At 36.6% G+C, this 18,686-nt stretch carries 13 protein-coding genes; 5 read left to right on the forward strand and 8 right to left on the reverse strand.

What is annotated here, in order from left to right:
* Positions 1 to 296: 296 nt before the first annotated feature.
* Positions 297 to 947, forward strand: coding sequence for a hypothetical protein (locus CWC30_RS11090; protein ID WP_212746079.1), 651 nt, complete (start codon positions 297 to 299; stop codon positions 945 to 947).
* Positions 948 to 1,331: 384 nt separating this feature from the next.
* On the opposite strand, the gene ylqF is transcribed toward CWC30_RS11090, so the two are convergent.
* Complete coding sequence (ylqF, locus tag CWC30_RS11095) at positions 1,332 to 2,285, reverse strand: ribosome biogenesis GTPase YlqF (protein ID WP_138627100.1); 954 nt, start codon at positions 2,283 to 2,285, stop codon at positions 1,332 to 1,334.
* Positions 2,286 to 2,484: 199 nt separating this feature from the next.
* On the opposite strand from ylqF, the gene CWC30_RS11100 reads away from it, so the two are divergent.
* From CWC30_RS11100 to CWC30_RS11110, 3 genes are all read left to right on the forward strand, one after another.
* Entirely contained in the window at positions 2,485 to 2,829 is a 345-nt protein-coding gene (locus tag CWC30_RS11100; protein WP_138627101.1) for a hypothetical protein, read from the forward strand.
* Positions 2,826 to 3,278, forward strand: coding sequence for a GNAT family N-acetyltransferase (locus CWC30_RS11105; RefSeq protein ID WP_171034709.1), 453 nt, complete (start codon positions 2,826 to 2,828; stop codon positions 3,276 to 3,278). Before CWC30_RS11100 ends, CWC30_RS11105 begins: the two co-directional genes overlap by 4 nt.
* A gap of 117 nt (positions 3,279 to 3,395) precedes the next feature.
* The gene (locus tag CWC30_RS11110; RefSeq protein WP_138627103.1) at positions 3,396 to 4,121 is read left to right on the forward strand and encodes an HAD family hydrolase; all 726 of its coding nucleotides are present in this window, start codon (positions 3,396 to 3,398) and stop codon (positions 4,119 to 4,121) included.
* A gap of 211 nt (positions 4,122 to 4,332) precedes the next feature.
* Here the strand turns inward: CWC30_RS11110 and CWC30_RS11115 are convergent, their stop codons facing one another.
* The 4 genes from CWC30_RS11115 to CWC30_RS11130 form a co-directional block, all read right to left on the reverse strand.
* A complete protein-coding gene (locus CWC30_RS11115; RefSeq protein WP_138627104.1) occupies positions 4,333 to 6,453 on the reverse strand; it encodes an AAA family ATPase in 2,121 nt (706 codons plus the stop codon).
* A 201-nt stretch (positions 6,454 to 6,654) separates the two neighbouring features.
* Complete coding sequence (locus tag CWC30_RS11120) at positions 6,655 to 7,434, reverse strand: dCTP deaminase/dUTPase family protein (RefSeq protein WP_138627105.1); 780 nt, start codon at positions 7,432 to 7,434, stop codon at positions 6,655 to 6,657.
* 2 nt (positions 7,435 to 7,436) lie between these two features.
* Positions 7,437 to 8,684, reverse strand: a complete 1,248-nt coding sequence (locus CWC30_RS11125) for an LlaJI family restriction endonuclease (RefSeq protein WP_138627106.1) — start codon at positions 8,682 to 8,684, stop codon at positions 7,437 to 7,439.
* A 12-nt stretch (positions 8,685 to 8,696) separates the two neighbouring features.
* On the reverse strand, positions 8,697 to 10,139 hold the full coding sequence (locus tag CWC30_RS11130; RefSeq protein ID WP_138627107.1) for an AAA family ATPase: 1,443 nt from the start codon (positions 10,137 to 10,139) through the stop codon (positions 8,697 to 8,699).
* 97 nt (positions 10,140 to 10,236) lie between these two features.
* Here CWC30_RS11130 and CWC30_RS11135 point away from each other — a divergent pair, with 97 nt between their 5' ends.
* Positions 10,237 to 11,538, forward strand: coding sequence for a DNA cytosine methyltransferase (locus tag CWC30_RS11135; protein WP_138627108.1), 1,302 nt, complete (start codon positions 10,237 to 10,239; stop codon positions 11,536 to 11,538).
* A gap of 32 nt (positions 11,539 to 11,570) precedes the next feature.
* Here the strand turns inward: CWC30_RS11135 and drmB are convergent, their stop codons facing one another.
* From drmB to CWC30_RS11150, 3 genes are read right to left on the reverse strand one after another with little or no spacing between them, the layout of a single operon-like run.
* Positions 11,571 to 13,427: an MrfA Zn-binding domain-containing protein gene (gene drmB, locus CWC30_RS11140; protein ID WP_138627109.1), complete on the reverse strand. Its 1,857-nt coding sequence runs from the start codon at positions 13,425 to 13,427 to the stop codon at positions 11,571 to 11,573.
* Positions 13,428 to 13,429: 2 nt separating this feature from the next.
* On the reverse strand, positions 13,430 to 16,504 hold the full coding sequence (locus tag CWC30_RS11145) for a helicase-related protein (protein WP_138627110.1): 3,075 nt from the start codon (positions 16,502 to 16,504) through the stop codon (positions 13,430 to 13,432).
* A complete protein-coding gene (locus tag CWC30_RS11150) occupies positions 16,494 to 18,647 on the reverse strand; it encodes a UvrD-helicase domain-containing protein (protein ID WP_138627111.1) in 2,154 nt (717 codons plus the stop codon). The genes CWC30_RS11145 and CWC30_RS11150 overlap by 11 nt, the downstream gene beginning before the upstream one ends.
* Positions 18,648 to 18,686: the final 39 nt, after the last annotated feature.

The raw sequence follows: 18,686 nt of genomic DNA on the forward strand, positions 1-18,686 counted from the left end.
ACATCGACATCACAGAACGTTTCAACTAACTTGTTCATGCTCGTTCCTTTTTGTTCTAATCACTCTTGGTCGAATGATCGGATCATGGAACGAGCATTTAGTTCCTTTAAATTAGTAATTTCTTATCCGAAGCTCAGGTTAACTACTGGAGTTATCGCAACTGGAAAGCAATTAAAATACAGCAAAATAGTCATATCATGCCGATTGCTCGCGGGATTTTTTCGCTGTTCTTTTTCTATCCTTTATTTTTGGAGCTCCTTGCACACAGTCAAGAGCACCATAAAAAGAACAAAATAATGCCTAATGCGCTAGCTATTGTGGCATGGCTACTCCTTTTAGTACTTACAGTAACAACACGGTTTGACGATTACTCAACTTTTGCGCTGTGTATAATTCCTTTGCTTTGGCTGCCATTAGTTAACTACATTCAACACCTGAACCAATCATCTGACGCACTTGCATACAACTCTAAATGGCGAGTAAGAAATATTGTGATCGCCATAATTTGGGCTCCCATTTTATTTTTAAGCTTGCTCGAAGAGGTTTACTTGTTACCGAGTACCGCGATCGTTAAGGGCGATAAATTATGGTCATTTCAAATGCAATTTTTGAAGCGTCATCAATTAGTGCCTATTGATGAAGATGTGCTATTTTTTTACAGCGATGCATGGGTAGATTTTCGTAACGACGGCAATGGTATAAGCGACAACTATATTTTTAGTTATTGGAAAAATGAACAAGACCAACTTGAATCAAACTTAAAACACTTTAAAGATATAGCTAGCGTTGAAGTAACTTATGGTAAAACACAACTTGAAAATACAGTTATCAAAGTGATAGATAAGCAAGGCGATCACTTTTTACTTATCGTCGATAGCGAGGGAAGCAAAGATAAAGAGTTGGTGGCACAAATAAATCGCAGAGTGAATAACCAGAAAACACCATAATTATAAAGCCCAACACTAATTTAAATGCCAATACATTGCTTTTATTGAGCTTTTTACAAAGCCACAAATAAATGAGAATTATTTTCAATTGAGTATTGACAGTTCGACAAATCTAACTGATAATCAATATCAACAAGACGGTAAAGCATCACTACTTGTACGGAATAAACTGTTTTGTTTCTCGACCCTGAAACACGTGTAGCCCACGTTAAAGCTTGGTTACCTGTTATTAATCGCAACGCCCCTTGATATTGATAACGGGTAACCGCCCTACATTTTACTTGCTACATTGCTCATATCGGTGACGGTAGATATGAAACTAAAAAAGCCCTTACGGGCTTTTTTTATGTCTGTTATTTAGTGAGCTACCTAATGTAAAAACAATTAACGGCGGTTTTTACGTGCTCGCGCTCTGCGTTGTTTTTTCTCTTCTTCTTTAGCGGCTTTTTTAGCCTCCGCCGCAGCACGAAGCTCAGCAACCATCACTTCTTCTTCCTCACGCATAGCTGGCGTTTCCATGGTAATACGACCAATAATGCCATCGCGTAATTCATTAATTAGAATTTCTGACATTTTATAAGTATCAATTTGATTACCACCACGAATACAACCACGCTTTTTACCCGCCATTTCAACAAATTCCCAATCACTTTCTGGTAATTCAGCAATTTTATAGCGTGCTTTTAACAGCTCAGGATAAGCATGTAATAAATATTCTGCGGTATAACTGGCAACATCTTCATATTCAAGTGCGGTATCACGTATCGCACCGGTAGCACCTAAACGGTAGCCCGAGTTTTCGTTTTCAACTTTTGGCCACAACATACCCGGCGTGTCGTACAACATAATGCCGTCTTCAAGCTTAATGCGTTGCTGCGCTTTAGTCACCGCTGGCTCATTACCAGTTTTTGCCACAATACGCCCCGCTAACGTATTAATTAACGTCGACTTGCCCACGTTAGGAATACCCATGATCATGGCTTTAACTTGCTTATCAGCACCCACTTTGTGCGGCACCAACTTTTTACACAACTCATTAATACGGTGCACTTCCGCCGCTTTATCATTACCAAATGCAATCGCCTTCACACCACTTTCTTGCTCAAAGTAGTTCATCCACTCTTGGGTCATTTTAGGGTCAGCTAAATCCGCTTTATTTAAAATTTTAATCACCGGTTTGCCTTCACGCAGCGAAGCCACCATCGGGTTTTCACTACTATAAGGAATGCGCGCATCAAGCACTTCAATGATCACATCCATTTGTGGCATGATTTCTTTAATTTCATTACGGGCTTTATTCATGTGCCCAGGGAACCACTGTATTCCTACTCTACTCATTTGATTTATATTACCTTTATTTTCAGGCCCTTGGCCATGGGTACTAATGTGGGTACTAAAAGTAAAGATATGCTATTAGTACTTAGCTAATATGGGTAGTTTACTACATTGAGCAGGATTATTTAAAAGTTTACTTTATTCCTAAACCCAACAACAAAAAATAAATAAGAATCTCATTTATATTTTAAGGAGTTCGCAAGTGAGTTTATACAAGCAAGAATTTGGTCAAGACTTCGACTTAGGATTTGATTTAAAAGAGCATCCATATCTAATTGATAAAAGCTGGCACAATGACCTTTGCCCAAGCTTCTATTTCAAAGTAGATGAACAGTACTATGTTCTATGGGTGGATTATGCTGACGAAGAGCGAAGAGAGGAAGATACGTCTAGATATGTAATTGTCGAAGCTCTTAATGAGGGAAGTAATGAAGAACCGGAAGTTTATGCTGGTGGAGGTAAAATAGCTTTTCAATGTGATTTTTTTACTGAATTGGAAGAATGGCTAAAGTTATACCAGACAAGCAACCCAAGGGTGGATATATGAAAGAAGAAGAGTACATAGAGCGTAATTATCGCATTAAGCTTAGCTGCGACTCAAAGTATTTAAAAATAGAAAGCATCAGCCCCAACTATCAATTAGGTCATATGCAAATGCGTGTTATTGATGGAAAGTTAGAAATACGGGATCTATGGATAAACAATAATCAGGTGAACTTTAGAGGAAAGGGATTTGGTTCTATATTAGTTAAACATGCTTTTGATCATGCAAAGAAAAGAAATATTAATGTTGTATTTGGCTACACTCAAGTCAATGATGTACGGGTACATAACTTCTATAGGAAGCTTGGCTTTACAGTATATATCGATAAAAAGAGAAGTGTTGCATGGTTCATTTCTTTTTTTAATAGTCAATTAGATCCCCCCCTAGATTTAGACTATTTGGCTAAGTTGTGTAGGTTAAGTAATGAATTTAGTATTGAAAACTTCCTTTGAGAATTACTTTGAACCCTCTATAGCTTGCTAACCAAAGCACTTATATCCATAAAGAAAGCTTAAGGACTATTTCATCAATATGCTAAAATGACTTAGATTTAGTAGCTAGAGATATAAATGAGTAATTCAAAAATAAACTTCACTCCTAAAATATGGTTCTTCGATATGGAGGGGACATTACTCCAAAAAGATTTCGCTTTAGATAACGGAAAGGTTGCTCCTAGCGCTTGGACTGTTTTAGCTAAATTAATTAGTGAGGAATGTTACTTAAAGGAAGAGTTATCAAAAGATCGCTGGAACGCTGGTGGATATAATGGCTACTTAGACTGGATGAAAGATACAATTCGTATTCAGCAAGAGCATGGCATCAAGAAATGGCATGTAGATGAAATTGTAAAATCAGCCAAGTTACATAATGGAGCACATGAGCTAATAAAATCAATAAAAGCTACAAATGCCAAGGTTGTATTAATTAGTGGGGGAATAAAAGCTTTAGCCGATAAAGTTCAACGAGAGCTAAAGATAGACCATGCTTTTAGTGCATGTGAGTACTTTTTCGATGACTGCGGTAACCTAGATTTTTATAACCTTTTACCTACAGATAACGAAGGTAAAGCAAGCTTCATGCAACAGATTGCAAAAGAATATGGTGTCCCCCCCTCTGAGTGTGCGTTTGTTGGTGATGGAAAAAATGATAAATTTCTTGCTCGCGTAGTCGGTCTATCTATTGCCTTTAACGCCCAAAAAGAACTGGTTGAGGTGAGCAATTACTCAATTGTACAACCGCAAGGCAGAGAAGACTTATCAGTGATTAAAAGCCTTCCTTTTTTCGTTCAGCGATAAAATTGTGTAGTGGCTCATATCTGATCTGACACATTACATCTGTAGTTCCGATCTAACCTGACAGGCGGATTTGCGCAAGAAGCGGTTACTTGATCTCCTTCGAATGAAGGTCCGCTGAAGACAAATAGCGGACGTTTAACGACCGCATTTGCGGCTGGTTTGTCTCGCAAAGGAAAACCTTTCCAACAACATACGCTTGCTAGAAGCATTTCTAACCGTCAATAATAGCATCGCATTCATCAATAACATACTGAGGTACAGTTTGATATTTTGCTGGATTAAGTTGGTAAATATAATCATTCTCAATATGAAAAGACTGATTTATAAATTTCTGGATGGTGCTTGTAGGAATATCATTTTCTCTCCCATCAAAAATTATTCGGTATAAATGAAGCTTTTCGTAGTTATTAGTTGACTCCCTATAAAGTTGTTTCATTGCCTCCTCGTCCTTAATAAGCTCAATAATAGTTGAGTAGTTAAACTCAGGGATTCGTTCTAATATTTCCGCATTAGCCTCCGCTTTTTCATCGTCAGACATTTGTCTTTCTAAGATGCCACCATCACCCTGAACAGTAAAAATTAAAGGTATATCTCTTTTGTGGAATACATTTGAAAGGAGCTGGTACGCCATCCCTTTTACATTCATTACCTCATATGTTCGGCGTAAGTAAACCAGCTTTTCAATTACATTTTCAGACGCCTGAATATTCTGTGTATTAATATCCATAAAAGTGTGAATATCTGACTTTGTCACTTCAATCTCGTTAAGCTGTCCCTTCTTATTTTCAATAAAAGATGCAGACGGCTGATCAAACCTTACACTGTGATGAAATATCATATCGACAATTGGTTCGAAGTCGTGGCTGAGAAGAAGGACTGTTTTACCTCTAAAATTACCTTTAAAATTCCGCTCTCTACAAAACAACATCTCAATAATGGCGTACTTCTTATTTTTATCGAAAGATGAGATAGGGTCATCCAGCACTATTAAATCAGGGGCTGCTTTCACCGCATCAAACATAAATAACACTAAAGCAAACGCATTACACTCCCCATAACTCAATCTATTGCGGACCTCTGTCACTTCGCCATTGTTGAGCTCGGTATGCAGCAATTTTAGTCGATGATGCCCGCTTTCATCTTCCTTCAAATCGACCTCATACTTGTAACCAGCATTTTTTAAGAATGAGTTAATACTGGCTTTATTTTCTGTAACAAGCTGTTCAATGTATCTTTTTTGAATTGCTATCTTGCCTTGCAGTACCCCAGCTTTATCAGTTAATCCGTTTATAGACTCGTTAACTTCATCTATTTTTCCAAGAATTTTTTCTGACTGTAAATGTCCATATAGATTTGGATCGATCAAGAATGTCTTTAATTGATCAACTACGGCCTCTACGTCTTTAAATGATAAAAATCCAATATTTTTTAATTGATTGAACTTTGAACTCAATCGGTCTGATTGGTCTTTCACTTCTTTTAGATATGCAATTTGCTCTTCATCATATCCATCGATAGAACTTACAAAACTATTTATTACCGCTTTGGTATCATCAGAAAAGTAATCTTCAAGCCTTTGAAAAACGCTAATTATTTTATTTAAATTTTGAATAGATTTAGAGTTATAAACTTCGCCAACTCTCTTTATAGTGTCCTTAACAGTCGCGACCTCACTAATGCAGTAAGGGCAATTATCTGTTCTGTCTACAAATTGATTCCCTTCAGTCTGCCACTTAACCCACTTAACGTTATCTTCGGCTTGAATAAAATCCTTATATACTTCTAACCCTTCAGGAATATTATCGACCTTATTTCCATCCTTGAATGCTTTTGCCAAAGCACTAGACCCATGAACACCTTTTTTCGTTGGCCTGCCGAAACTATCACTCAGCTCCTTAAAATCATTAATAAGGCTGTCAATATCTGGGTCATCTGAAAAGTGGTGTTTTATTTCTGATACGAGGCCTTCAATTTCGCTCATTACTTCTTCGTAGTTTTCATCACGAATAAGTATGTCGAAACTCCCTTTTAATAGCTCATCTGGTTGGTATACAAATTCATTAATATAAGATTCATCAAATACCATTACACTTTCGAATCCCTCACAACCAGTTACACTTGGTATTACATCTTCGCTTCCTACGGCTTTAAAGGGCGTAAGATCGGTGATTGCATTACTCCCTGTATTGCTATCTTGAATATGATTAAAAATGGCCTTTGCTAAAGTGCTTTTTCCAGTACCATTTATTGCATACTTTATATTAAGACGACCTTGAGCTAGGCTTACCTTCCCATAATCAATGTTATTGCAGTTATGAATTTCAATTTCCAAAGCTAACTCCTTGCTCGAATTAAGGGGACTTATTACATAATTTGCTGAGATTTTATACTAACACTCATGTTCACTGAAAAGCCATGTCTGGGACATTCATAGGAAGAGATAAATGTCCGCTTCACGTACAGAGCTGTACTGTCCGAATTGGTTAAGCTCTGTGATGAAAAGTGTCAGATGGAGTTGTGTCTAATCCACTTTTTAGTTATTGGATTTAACTTTTTTTAATTCTTCCAACTCTGCTTTTACTGCTTTTAATTCAGTTTGAACCTTGTCTAATTTAGAGTCAAAATCATGATAGAAATAATCTCTAGCATCTGCGGCTAATGGTGGAAAAACAACAGTGAAAAAGGTCGCTACTATTGCAAATATACCAGCATATATTGCAGCTCTTGATAAAGAAGTACTATTTACCTCATCACGAACAGTCTTCTGAAGTTTATCTCTGTCCAAAAAGCTTTTAGGTAAAAGTCGAAAATACCTTTTCTGATCGGAAACATATTTATGATAGAGATATTTTCTTTCCTTACACTTTAAGTAATCATTCGAGTCAAAATCAATCCTATGAAAAACTACTCTAAAAAAGTATCGTTCAGTTAAAGGGAGCTCTCGTCCAAGAGGAATGCTTTCTTTTGAAAAATTAGTAACGTATGTAGAAATTGGACCGTGAAAACCACTATCAACAATCCCAGTGTTAAATGCCAGTAAGCCTTGTGAAGACAATCTATTTTTTAAAAAAACATAAGCTACGTAGCCTGGTTTCACATCAATTACTTGCTCCGAAATCAAGCAAGCCATCTCTTGAGATTCAAGCGTATATCTATCACACTCAGAAATTTGAGATCTATCACTTTTATAAATGATAGATCTAACATCGAGGTCGATACTACTCTTACCTTCGTAATCTTCCGGATTTAGTTCACTATCATCCCTACCTTTGACCAGTCCCTTTTCAATAGCATTTTTTGGGGAAAGCTGCATTTTTATAAATCCTTTTTTTGGTTTTTATTATATAAATCAAGTATCTTTAATGGGCATTGATATAAGCAATTAATTTCAGCGTAGTCGGCAAGCAAGTCTTCATTTTGAATAACATGTTTGCTTGGTTCAGCCATATATGCAGATTCAATTGGTCCATTCTTACCTGGGAAAATAAACATATTAGAGACACTGTTCTCAGGATATATTGATTTCACAGCCCTTACGTAGAAAAATTGCTTAACTAAATCAGGCCACCCTGGAGCCGTCTCAATGCTTTTTGCAGAGTAATATTTAGCATCAATAACAGTGAAGTCACCAGTTTTAGGATCTCTAAGCACAATATCAGTTCTTTGTCCTTTCCTACTAGCCAGCTTCAATTCACCATTTATTTTATATACAGGCTTAGCTAGCTTTTTGTTAATAGGAAATACGTTTTTCAGTGCTTCTGACAGCATATGTTCCCACATGCCTTCAAACCTTTTTACACCAATAGAGAAGTCACTTTGCTGAGACATACTTTCTAATTTAAGATAATTTATTAACTGTTTAATGAGATAAATATCGCGATCTGAATATGCTCTTGTTAGCTCATTATTCAGGTGATATAGCTTCGCATCATTATCCAGTAATGAGGCAGGAACATCGATAAGCTCTCTAGTTATTGCTCCATCAACATTAATTAACCACCCAATTTTTTGATCTAACTTGCGTAATATTTCAGCATGAATCCTCGCAGTTTCACAATTAGAGTATACGCGTTTGATAGAACCAGCTAACTCTAAATAAACAGGACTGTCGCCTGACATATATGGTATAGATTGCTTAATAGTACGGTTCCAATCTATTTTACCTGAGTTTACCTTCCTCTCGGATATTCGACGTGTAAAAAGACCATTGTTGAAGTAGTCTTCAAATAAGGCAAATATTAAACCTAGGTACTCTTTTCCATATACTCCTTCATCAATTAATTCATCAGCATTTATAGCGTTGACTTTGTTATCTAAATAACGCTTCAGTGCCTTCAAAAGTGTCGCACATACCTCCTTTTGACTTAATTCATCAGCTTCTACAAAATCACTGTTCCGTGGAAGGAACACTGCAATTTTATCATCAAAGCTAATTAAGCCACAAAACATTACTTTTTGCTTATTACTGTAAAGAAGCCCTAGTTGATCCAGTTTTTGAACTAACTTCTTGGGCATTGCTTTTACAATACTTTGCCTGTCTTCAAATAGGTGTAATTTACGCATTATTAATTACATCTATTCTGCTTGTTCATCTGCGGCCACTTCTTGGGCTTTTTGTGCGCTGTTTAACGTCTCTTGTAGTTTAGTTTCAAATGTTTCGGAGAAAATAGGATCACCTTCTCCAAATTTATGCGACAACTGACCAAAAGTGCTTACTTCTGATGTATTAAAAATCACATCACGCTTTCCATGACGAAGTACATCATCCCAGAGGTAAACTAATATTTTACCTTTTAATGTATTATTGGCTTCCTCAATGCTCGTAAGCTCATCATCAGATACAAAGCGGTGCCCTAGTAGGCGATCTTCAGGCACTTGTAAGGAAGACAAAGTATCATTAACAACTTCTGCAAATACTTTCCAAGGCACTTCTATCTTCTCGCCATCAGAAAGTGCAATCTCAAAATTACCATTACCTGCTTTAGTAAAATCTATTGGTAAATATTCGAATAACCAACGTCTCTTAAAGGCTGTATCCATTGGCATGACTGATTGATCGCTACTATTCATAGTTGCTAGAATTGAAAAGTTTGAGGGTAAGTAAAGCTTATGAAACTTATCAGGCTCATTTAGATGCTCCTTGATATGGAGCAACATATCAGGATCTGATACCTCTATCTTATATTGGCTTTCGCCCTGCGCATTTCTATCTAATAGTTGGAATATCTCACCAAAAACAGCTGCTGCAGGTGCTCTATTAAGTTCTTCAATTACAAGAAAAACATGTTTATTTGTATCATTTAGAGCTTCTATAAGTGCCTTTGTGAAAGGCCCAGCCCTAAACTTATAAGAAATCTTCTTTTCACCATTTACATCGACCGTAACAGGCTTTAAAGCACCTATAAGATCACTATATTGCGTGTCTGGGTGAAATACCGTTACATAACGGGAATGGTTTTCTGTTACTTTATCTATACGGTGGCTTTTTCCTGTACCTGGAGCGCCGTAATAAATCTTATTTGTAGCTTTTCCTACACCTATATCGATCGGCTGCTCAGTGGCAATAGACCTCAAGTACTCTTCATTATCTGGAATTTGACTTTCAATATAAGTGATTGCTTGAGCAATCGTATCAGCCGATAAGTGTAACTTTTTATCATTGTAATCTTCGTTAAGCTGATTAGTCTTATACAAGATTTTATTTATAAGGCTAAAGAGAGGAAGCGTTTGAACCGTAGATAAAGCATTCACTGTTTGTGAAGTTAAAGTGTTTGAGAATAAATCTCTCATATCCCCTTCAACGTATTGAGCTGCATTAAGATACAGTTCCAAGTTATCCTGAATATCTTTTAAAGTCTGCAGTAACTCTACAAGAGAGAGGTTAAAGTATTTTTTACCGCCTCTTCTCCCTGTATTAGAAAAAATAATACTAGGCGAAACATTTCTATAGCTTAAATCCATCTCACTCTGAAGAGCGCTACATTCATTTATAAGCAAGTCAATTCGTTGCTCAGCCATGCCAATACTCCTTATAATTATTGACTGATCATTTGTACAGTGTTATTCTCCCGGGTGTTAAACCGGATAAGTGAATAGCGACAAGAGTACAGTTCTAATGAATAAAGATATAGCAATACAAATCAAAAGTATACGTGAAAACTTAGGCTTAGGGCGTACTGAGTTTGCAAATTTACTAGGAATGGCATCTAGTGGCGAACGCACAGTTAGAGGATGGGAAACTGGTGAACATAAACCTACATCAAAAAAGCTAACTGATATTCTCAATCTAGAGACAGAGCTAAAATCACATCTAGATAATGCACCATTTAAACAGAAACCTTTATCTCAGTCTGAATTTTCATTCATAGACTTATTCGCAGGGATTGGGGGTATAAGGTTGCCTTTCCAAAAACTCGGTGGGCACTGTGTTTTTACTTCTGAGTGGGATAAGTTTGCTCAAAAAACATATTTAACTAACTTTGGTGAAATGCCCAACGGTGATATCACTCAAATTGCTGCATCAGATATTCCAGATCATGACATACTTTTAGGTGGTTTCCCTTGCCAAGCTTTCTCTCAAGCTGGCCTAAAGCAAGGTTTTAATGATACCCGTGGAACAATGTTCTTCGAAATTCAAAGAATTCTTACTGAAAAAAAACCCAAAGCTTTTGTACTTGAGAATGTTAAACAGCTTCAAGGCCATGATAAAGGCCGTACTTTAAAAACTATTTTAGATATTTTAAAAGGTAATTTTGACCTAGAAATACCTGATGACGTACCTCTAAGTGAAGAAACACGACATGCGCTATCAGAGAAACTAAATTATTGGGTTGATTATAAAGTACTTAGAGCTGGTGACTTTGGTGCCCCACAAAATAGAGAGCGGGTATTTATAGTTGGATTTGATAAGAATCAATTTGATGGATGTGATTTTGATGAGTTATTTAAATGGCCTACCCCTCCTAAAACACCAACTAAAGTAGGTGATATTTTAGAAGATTTAAGTGAAATAGCACCGAGTGATGATAAATTCACGATATCTGAAAAGCTTTGGGCTGGCCACCAGCGGAGAAAAGAAGAACATAAAACGAAAGGAAATGGCTTTGGTTATTCACTTTTCAATGCTGAAAGTGAATATACAAATACAATAAGTGCGCGCTACTATAAAGATGGTTCTGAGATACTAATTGATCAATCTGAGCTAGGTAAACGCCCAAGGAAGTTAACACCTAGAGAATGCGCTCGATTACAAGGTTTTCCTGAAGAGTACATTGTAGATGCAGTATCTCAAGGCCAAATATACAAGCAATTTGGTAATTCAGTTTGTATGAAAGTTGTAGATGCTTTAGCTGTTCAGGTTATTGAGACTCTCCACACAGCTAAAGCAATAAAAGCTGAACATAAAAAGGCTTCTTAAAGCCTTTAAAATATATAAGCGTCGAAAGGCGCTTAACACAATAGAGGTGAGAAGAAACCAACATCATCACCTTCAGATTGCCCAATTAAAAGCGCACGGTCTAAAAACATATTTCGTAATGCGCAAGAAGTTTCTGAAATAAGCCCACATGCGTGACAAGATGCTAGATTTAAAGCCTCACTCCCTTGTCCTTCACTATCAATACATAAAGGATCGGAAGAGCACCATTCAGCTTCATAGAGTGCATTAAAAAGAGTATTAACGAAATTATTAGGCTTACCTTGTCTTACCAAACCTCCAAGGGTTCCATCGGAAGCCGCTGATGCAGTTGAAATTAAAACACCACAATACCCTTCTGAAAAATATAATCTTTCTTTTAAAGAAGCGCTTGAATAACCACACTCTAATGATAGCTGCCTGATTAGCAAGTGAGACAAGGTGTGCAGCAAAATTAAACGTGCAGTTGGTTCAAGCGCCTCACCATCCATAGCGTTACTTAAAGTTGAACGTAGATAATTTTTTTTCAAAATACCAATTCGCTTTTGCACACTTAATTTACTCTCCCACTCTTTCAAGGATTCATTGTTTAGTTCAAAATAAATTCCTTCTCCTCTATTTTCAATAGCAGGAAGCCAATTAAGCTTTTTATTTGAAATTGGGGCACATTTCACAGAAAAATGATTTGCTGTTATTGGACTTTCTAAGCGAGTGAACCCTCTAAATGCTATAACTTCCCGTAACCTGTGAACTAGAGAAAGATTATTTATAAAAATAGATAAACCAGGGGTTGCTATGTCTAATTGTGATAAAGATACTTTTTCAACTTCGAAATCCCCTTCTTCTTGCTCATCACCTATATCCTCTGCAGGATAGTTTCTAATGAGAGCCTCGCGTTCTTCTGTTTTACGCTCCGCTTCTGTTCTTGCTGAGCTTTGGGCCTCTTTTAATGATTTTAATGCCTTAGTAATAGCGTCAGGCTCCAATGAGCTAAAGTCCTGCTTCTCGTAAAGCATATCGGCAACATCTTCTGCTCTTCGCCTGCCTTCAGTATACATTGTCGTGAATTCTTTATATTTAAGGCTCTGTAATAATTGTACTAATCGACTGGAATTGGGGGGAATCGAAATCGTTGAAGCCGTAACTGGAAAATATACATTTGAAGCGCCTCGCAATAAAGCTCGTATATTTTTATCGCATTCTTTACGAGAATTTAGCCAAGGGCTATTTCCATTACAAGAAATGTTTTTTAGTGCATCAGACCCAAGGGCTCCCTGAAGTGAGTTTTTAGCACCGCAATCACATTTAAGTATCATGCCATCTAGACCCGTTTTTTTTCCGTCTGATGATACCCTTACTCTAGGGGCAGAGCATTTATCATTATTTTTGTGTGCCCAATATATCCATGGAAAATCATCAAGGTGATATTCTGACGCAGTCTCGCTTGGGTTTGAGCTATAGCATACACTTATTAACCTAGTTGGCACCCCCCACCCGTTACAATTACTACTCGCACAGCTAGGTATACCATCTGCTTTTTCATCAAATTGAGTGCCAATTACACCTAGATAATGGCAACTACTACATTCAAGCCATCGAGGAAACCTTTTTGCCGGTATATAATCGTTATTATCACCACTTGGAGGAGACTTAAGCTCCTTTACTTCCAGCAACCTACATAAATCTATCTCGCTTATATTCTCCAGTTTATCCTCACGCCAGAAGTCTAAACCACTAACTATTGCTGAAGTAGTCCGTGTCTGCTTACTTTTTTGCGAGCGCACCTCAAGCATTGAACCTATTCCAAACGTATTTATGCTTTGGCTTAAATTAATAGTGCCTGCAGGGTATTGCTTTTTAGGTACTACTCTTTTTTTTCGGAAACTACTCATAATTACACATCCTGTATATACATACTAACTTTCACTTGCCCTTCAACATCGCGAACTGAGCGCTGCATTTCCCAAGGATCTTTACCATTTTCTTTTTGCTTTATTAAGTAATTACTTTGGTCATATTTATTAATTGCCGTCCATTTCAATGAGTTTGATCTTTCAGCTTTTTCCTGCCAATCAAATAAAATATTTTCTAGGTGTAACTTAGTATCTTCCTCTTCCTCTTCCTCAGTAGCTTTTACCCTTTGACAAATAGACTTCATTAAGAGACGAACTTTCTGCCTAAGGTTATCTTCCAAAATACGAACTGCACTGTCGTTAGGATAAAACTCAGGGATCTTTAATCTCACCATAGCAATCAGAGCAGAATGAAGAGCCCGATCTCTCGCCCTTGAGGCGAATGGAGTAACACTGGAAGTCTCAACATGCCTATAAAACGAGCTGTGGTAGGTATGAAATTTCTCATAATGAGAACGATCTCTGGGTCTCGTCCAATTATAAAGAGTAAAAACAATACCAGCGGCGCCATCATCTCGCCCAACACGGCTTGAAGCCTGTATATACTCAGATGTATTTTTTGGCTGGCCATTTACAATCATCGCACCTAATCTTGAAACATCAACACCAACTGAAATCATATTAGTAGCTAGTACTGCATCTATAGGCTCTTTATTGCTGTCTTTAGAAATAGGCCACTTTACGGAGAGCTCGTCTAAAATTTGAGGTATTTCTATTGGTGTTAACTTACTAGTCAATTCACTGAAACGTGAAATTTTTCTTGTATTAATACCTTCATCGACAGCCATAACTTCAAGGTATTTAGGAACATCATCCTCTAAAAGCAATAATGAGCTACCTAATTCTCTCATGCTGTTAAAATACATAACTAATGTATAAAAAGAATCTCGCACTTGCTCTTCTGTATACTCTGTAGCTTGAAAACAATTTGCAGCTAGTCTAGATAGAGTATGTTTAGGAGAACGCCCTTGAGCGTGAACTCCTACATATAATCGACCGGGATCATTTTTATTACTTTGATAAAAATATGAATCATCTACGTTCAGGCATGGTGGAGGAAATTGCATGGACTTCCGATTAAATAACTTTCTTACTTGAACTTCAGCTCGACGAATCGTAGCCGTTGATCCGACAATCTTTACTTTGTTATTTATACTTGCAATTTCATCGATTGCTGTTTCAAATAAAGCCGTTACAGTGCCAAGAGCATCACTAATTAAATGAAGTTCATCTTGGATTATTAATTGTAGAGGCGCTGCTTTTGTATTCCGTCCCAAAAGTCTTCCCATTTCGGGCGTGAACGGCATGTTGGCAAACTTATCAACAGTGCCAATGAGAAAGGTTGGAGGTGAATTGTAGATTTGCTCATCAATGACCATCAAAGGTAATGGCGATGACTCGCTGTTGAATAAACACTCAGAGCTACTACACCAAGTAATTAGCTGCTTGTTTTTAATAATCTGATGCTCGGTATTTAATGGTGAACCGCAGACTGGGCAACTCTGTAGAGGCAGTGTTGTTTCGATCTCATCACTTCCCATACTCAGTAAATCATGTGCTTTCTGTAAGCTATTCGGTGTAGCTCCACCTCCAACAAATAAGCCTATGTCAAAATCTTTATACTCCTGAAGTTCAGGAACCTGTTTTTTTATTATATTTGCTGCGCAAATCATTAATGCGGCTCTTTCAAACTGCTGAATAGTTAACAATCGCAATGTATATCTAGTTATAACTGCAGTACCTGCGGCTTCTTCAACAGAGGACGCAATTAAATAACGATAAAAAATAAGTAATGCAGTAAGTCCTAAATAAGCCTCAGTTTTACCCCCACCAGTTGGAAACCATATTAACTCCATAACCTCTCTATCTTTGTGATCTTCTATGACTGTAGAGGGGGTTGAAAGCAAAATAAAAGCCAATTGAAAAGGTCTCCATCTAGGCTCAAAGTTAAAATCACCACCTTTTTTGATAACACTTAATTCTATATTTTTCTGTATAGCTAAATTAGCGAGCTGAAAGGCTATAAATAACTTATCGTTATTTGCTAAAAGATTAATTCCCTCTTTAATTCGGTTGCACTGTTCAACGCAATTATCAATATTTTCCAAAGCGACTTTTTTTATCTTTGTTTTTCTATCTCCAGTAAAGTTCTTAAGGGTGCCCTCAATGGAACATTCTTGTTCCTTGATCCATTTCTCATACAGCTGCGGTAAATGACTGAGCTCTTGAATAACATCGCTTTTGGGGCTACTTCCTAAAAAGCTCATGGATAGAGACTTTGTATTTTTTAAATCAACTATTTCTGGAGATGCTTTATAAACAACACTCTCAGGCATCCAACTTGTACGAAGGCTATTAGGTTTTATACCATCCCATTCTACCGCGCAACCATGTCCTGTAGCGAAATGTACATAGTCTCTGTAAATTAGCTCATGTTGCCAAAACTCAGGATCATTATTTGTTATATTGCTTCGAACAGGAGCTTCAATTAAATATTCCGTATCAAAAATTATCTTGGTTTGATAAAGAACTCCATCACCATAAATTGATGACTTAAGCTTTTGATTAACTAATGTGAAAGTTAGAGTAAGAAAGTCTTGTGCCTCTTTTATTTTTAGACGGAAAGTTACGTTATCTACCTCTATTAATGGCTTCGCTGGGTCTAGGTCAAGAATATTAAACTCTAGCTTTCTATTGAATGGGACTCTTCTCCAAAAAGGTTTACTATCAACTTTTTCTTCGTTGTAAGTAGCCCAACTAAGCTCAACCGAAGCATTAGTGATGCCTTTTCGAACATAACAAGTGAAGCCAATTGCACCTTGGTGCGATGCATTAGCCAAGTCCATAAAGCCGTCACTAGCTTCAACATCATGTTCTTTGTCTTCATCGTAATCTTCTAACTTAACTTTTTCACCAGCAGGCCAAATCATACCTGTATGATAAAAGTCCCATGGTGCGACATCTAATTTTTCTTCATGTTCGTACGGCCCAATCATTTGCCTGTAAACTTCCGCCAAATATTTCTCTCGAGAATCACTATATTTATTATTTTTCATTTCGAAACTCCCATAAGCCTTCGAATATTGGCATATTGATTAAACAAGTAGGACCTAGTAATTTTTCTAAGCTCTTACTAGCACCGGTATATACAAATGTTGAAAAGCTTTTAGGTATAAGCTTTTTGTTATTAGCTAGACCATCCCTAATTTCGCTTATTTTCTCTAACCTCGGCATTCTATACATTTTTATTTTCGTTCTTTCTGAAAGAGCTGCTACGACATAAACTTTTTTATATTCACTAAATAATTCAAAGTTTATAGTTTTAGACATACATGCTCTTAAATCGTATTCCGAAATATTTGTAATACCATGAAAAAAGCTGCTCAATTCAATCTCTTTGATACCCTCTAAAAAGCATGAATTTTCATAAAGGTAAGGACTTTCTGCACTATTTCTCCAAACTTTTGGAATTTCATTCGAATATACATAACTAAAAGATTTTTCAGCCCTTGTAGCTGCTACGTAAAACTCATTGAGAGCATCACTACCAGCTTCATACTCTCTTCTCTTTGAAAAATATGCTACATGAGGATACTGCAACCCTTTAGCTTTATGGACCGTACTTACTGTGATGCTTGGGGGATTAATATTGCACTCTACTCCGCCTCGCTCTTCTAGAACGCGAACGAGCAGATCAACTTGAATCAAACCTTTACTGTAAACACCTAATTTTTGAAGGTATTCGATCTCGACTTCAGAGTCAGAGTTAAGCTTTTGGTGGCATTTTGACCGGAAGGAAGATTTAGACATACTACGCTGCTGCCAAAATGCAAAAATTGTGTATATCCAACTTGGGGCAGGGATTCTTTCACAACCATAGTTTATTGAGCAATGCTGGCCTAATCTTTCCAATTCCAGCTTAATAAGCAAGCAATCAATATTTCTTATGCATAATATCGCTCCCCCTTTATTTAAAGATGTTAGTGGGATCACTTGCGCAAACCTAGTACCAATAATAACTTCTTTATTTTGAAGTATTTCCTCTCGAAGATTATTAACTAACTCGCATTGTTGCTCTGTTTTAAATCGGTAACTTTTGAATAACTCTATTGTTTTTGTATTACTACTTACAAGTTGTCTAAATGTACTTATAAATGAAGTGCTTGTTGTCTCGTTACGATGGCCTATTTGAAAATTCATTATTTGCTGGCAAGGGTCACCCAACAAGCTCACTGAACCATGTTTTTTCAAAATAAATTTCGTCAACTCTAAAACTAAATCAGCTCTACACCCTACTAAATCTTGATACTCATCAATATAAATCCATTGAATCTCATCTAATATCGTGTTCCCTCCTAGGTAGTTGTTTAACAAGATAGCTTTAACTTTTACTATATTTTCTTCAAAGTCATCTTTGGGTGCATTATCTTCTTGATTCAAAAGAACCTGATATGCAAATGAATCGAATGATTGGACTTTCACTAAATCTAAATTTTTTTGCTTAGAATTATTCGCAATACTATTTATGCGTCCTTTTAGCTCTTTGACTGCGTTTCTAGTAAAACTTAAAATAAGAATTTTTCGAGCATCAAAATACTGTTCTAGTTGTGATAAGTGGAATTCTAAACGATGGACTATGCTATGGGTTTTACCGCAACCTGGGGGAGCATTTAAAATAATAGAAGTATTAATTGATTGGTCATAAAAGTCCTCGGTGATTTTTATTTTCTTTTTAGCTTTATCCTCTTTTAGACCCCTTTTGTAAAATGACTGTAAAGCTAAAACCTCCTCTTTAGAAAGGTTATAAAAGCTATCAACATTTTTAGCTAAAAATTCACCTACAGTTGGACGCATCCCTAAGCACAGCTCAGCTTTTTGCTTAATTAACATTAAGTCTTCAGGAAGTGTTATCTGCTCTAATGCGGAATCTAAATGAACAATTACAGATAGGGATAGGGATAGGTCTTTGTCGAAAAGATTTAATTTGTTTTCAGTTGTCTCTTTTCTTACTTTAGCCTTATTTTTCTCTATAAAAAACTTTTTTACATCACTTAACTGTTGTTTTTCACTATTTGAGAGGCTTTTGTGTAGAGAAGGAGATAACCTATCTTTTTTGAAACGATGTAAATGAGCAGTTATTAATATAATATCGTGGTACTTCTCAGGTAAGTCTGATGTACTAAACTTTCCACTTAACATGTAATTTCCATATTACTAGCAGTCCTTGTAATTTTTTCC

Source organism: Pseudoalteromonas sp. S4741 (genome assembly GCF_005886135.1).
Lineage (GTDB): Bacteria > Pseudomonadota > Gammaproteobacteria > Enterobacterales > Alteromonadaceae > Pseudoalteromonas > Pseudoalteromonas tetraodonis.

Bases quoted from the DNA above. Each gene is read 5' to 3' on its own strand.
- CWC30_RS11090 (WP_212746079.1), top strand. From the start codon at position 297: ATGCCTAATGCGCTAGCTATTGTGGCATGGCTACTCCTTTTAGTACTT.
- ylqF (WP_138627100.1), bottom strand. From the start codon at position 2,285: ATGAGTAGAGTAGGAATACAGTGGTTCCCTGGGCACATGAATAAAGCC.
- CWC30_RS11105 (WP_171034709.1), top strand. From the start codon at position 2,826: ATGAAAGAAGAAGAGTACATAGAGCGTAATTATCGCATTAAGCTTAGC.
- CWC30_RS11110 (WP_138627103.1), top strand. From the start codon at position 3,396: ATGAGTAATTCAAAAATAAACTTCACTCCTAAAATATGGTTCTTCGAT.
- CWC30_RS11120 (WP_138627105.1), bottom strand. From the start codon at position 7,434: ATGCAGCTTTCCCCAAAAAATGCTATTGAAAAGGGACTGGTCAAAGGT.
- CWC30_RS11125 (WP_138627106.1), bottom strand. From the start codon at position 8,684: ATGCGTAAATTACACCTATTTGAAGACAGGCAAAGTATTGTAAAAGCA.
- CWC30_RS11130 (WP_138627107.1), bottom strand. From the start codon at position 10,139: ATGGCTGAGCAACGAATTGACTTGCTTATAAATGAATGTAGCGCTCTT.
- CWC30_RS11135 (WP_138627108.1), top strand. From the start codon at position 10,237: ATGAATAAAGATATAGCAATACAAATCAAAAGTATACGTGAAAACTTA.
- drmB (WP_138627109.1), bottom strand. From the start codon at position 13,427: ATGAGTAGTTTCCGAAAAAAAAGAGTAGTACCTAAAAAGCAATACCCT.
- CWC30_RS11145 (WP_138627110.1), bottom strand. From the start codon at position 16,504: ATGAAAAATAATAAATATAGTGATTCTCGAGAGAAATATTTGGCGGAA.
- CWC30_RS11150 (WP_138627111.1), bottom strand. From the start codon at position 18,647: ATGTTAAGTGGAAAGTTTAGTACATCAGACTTACCTGAGAAGTACCAC.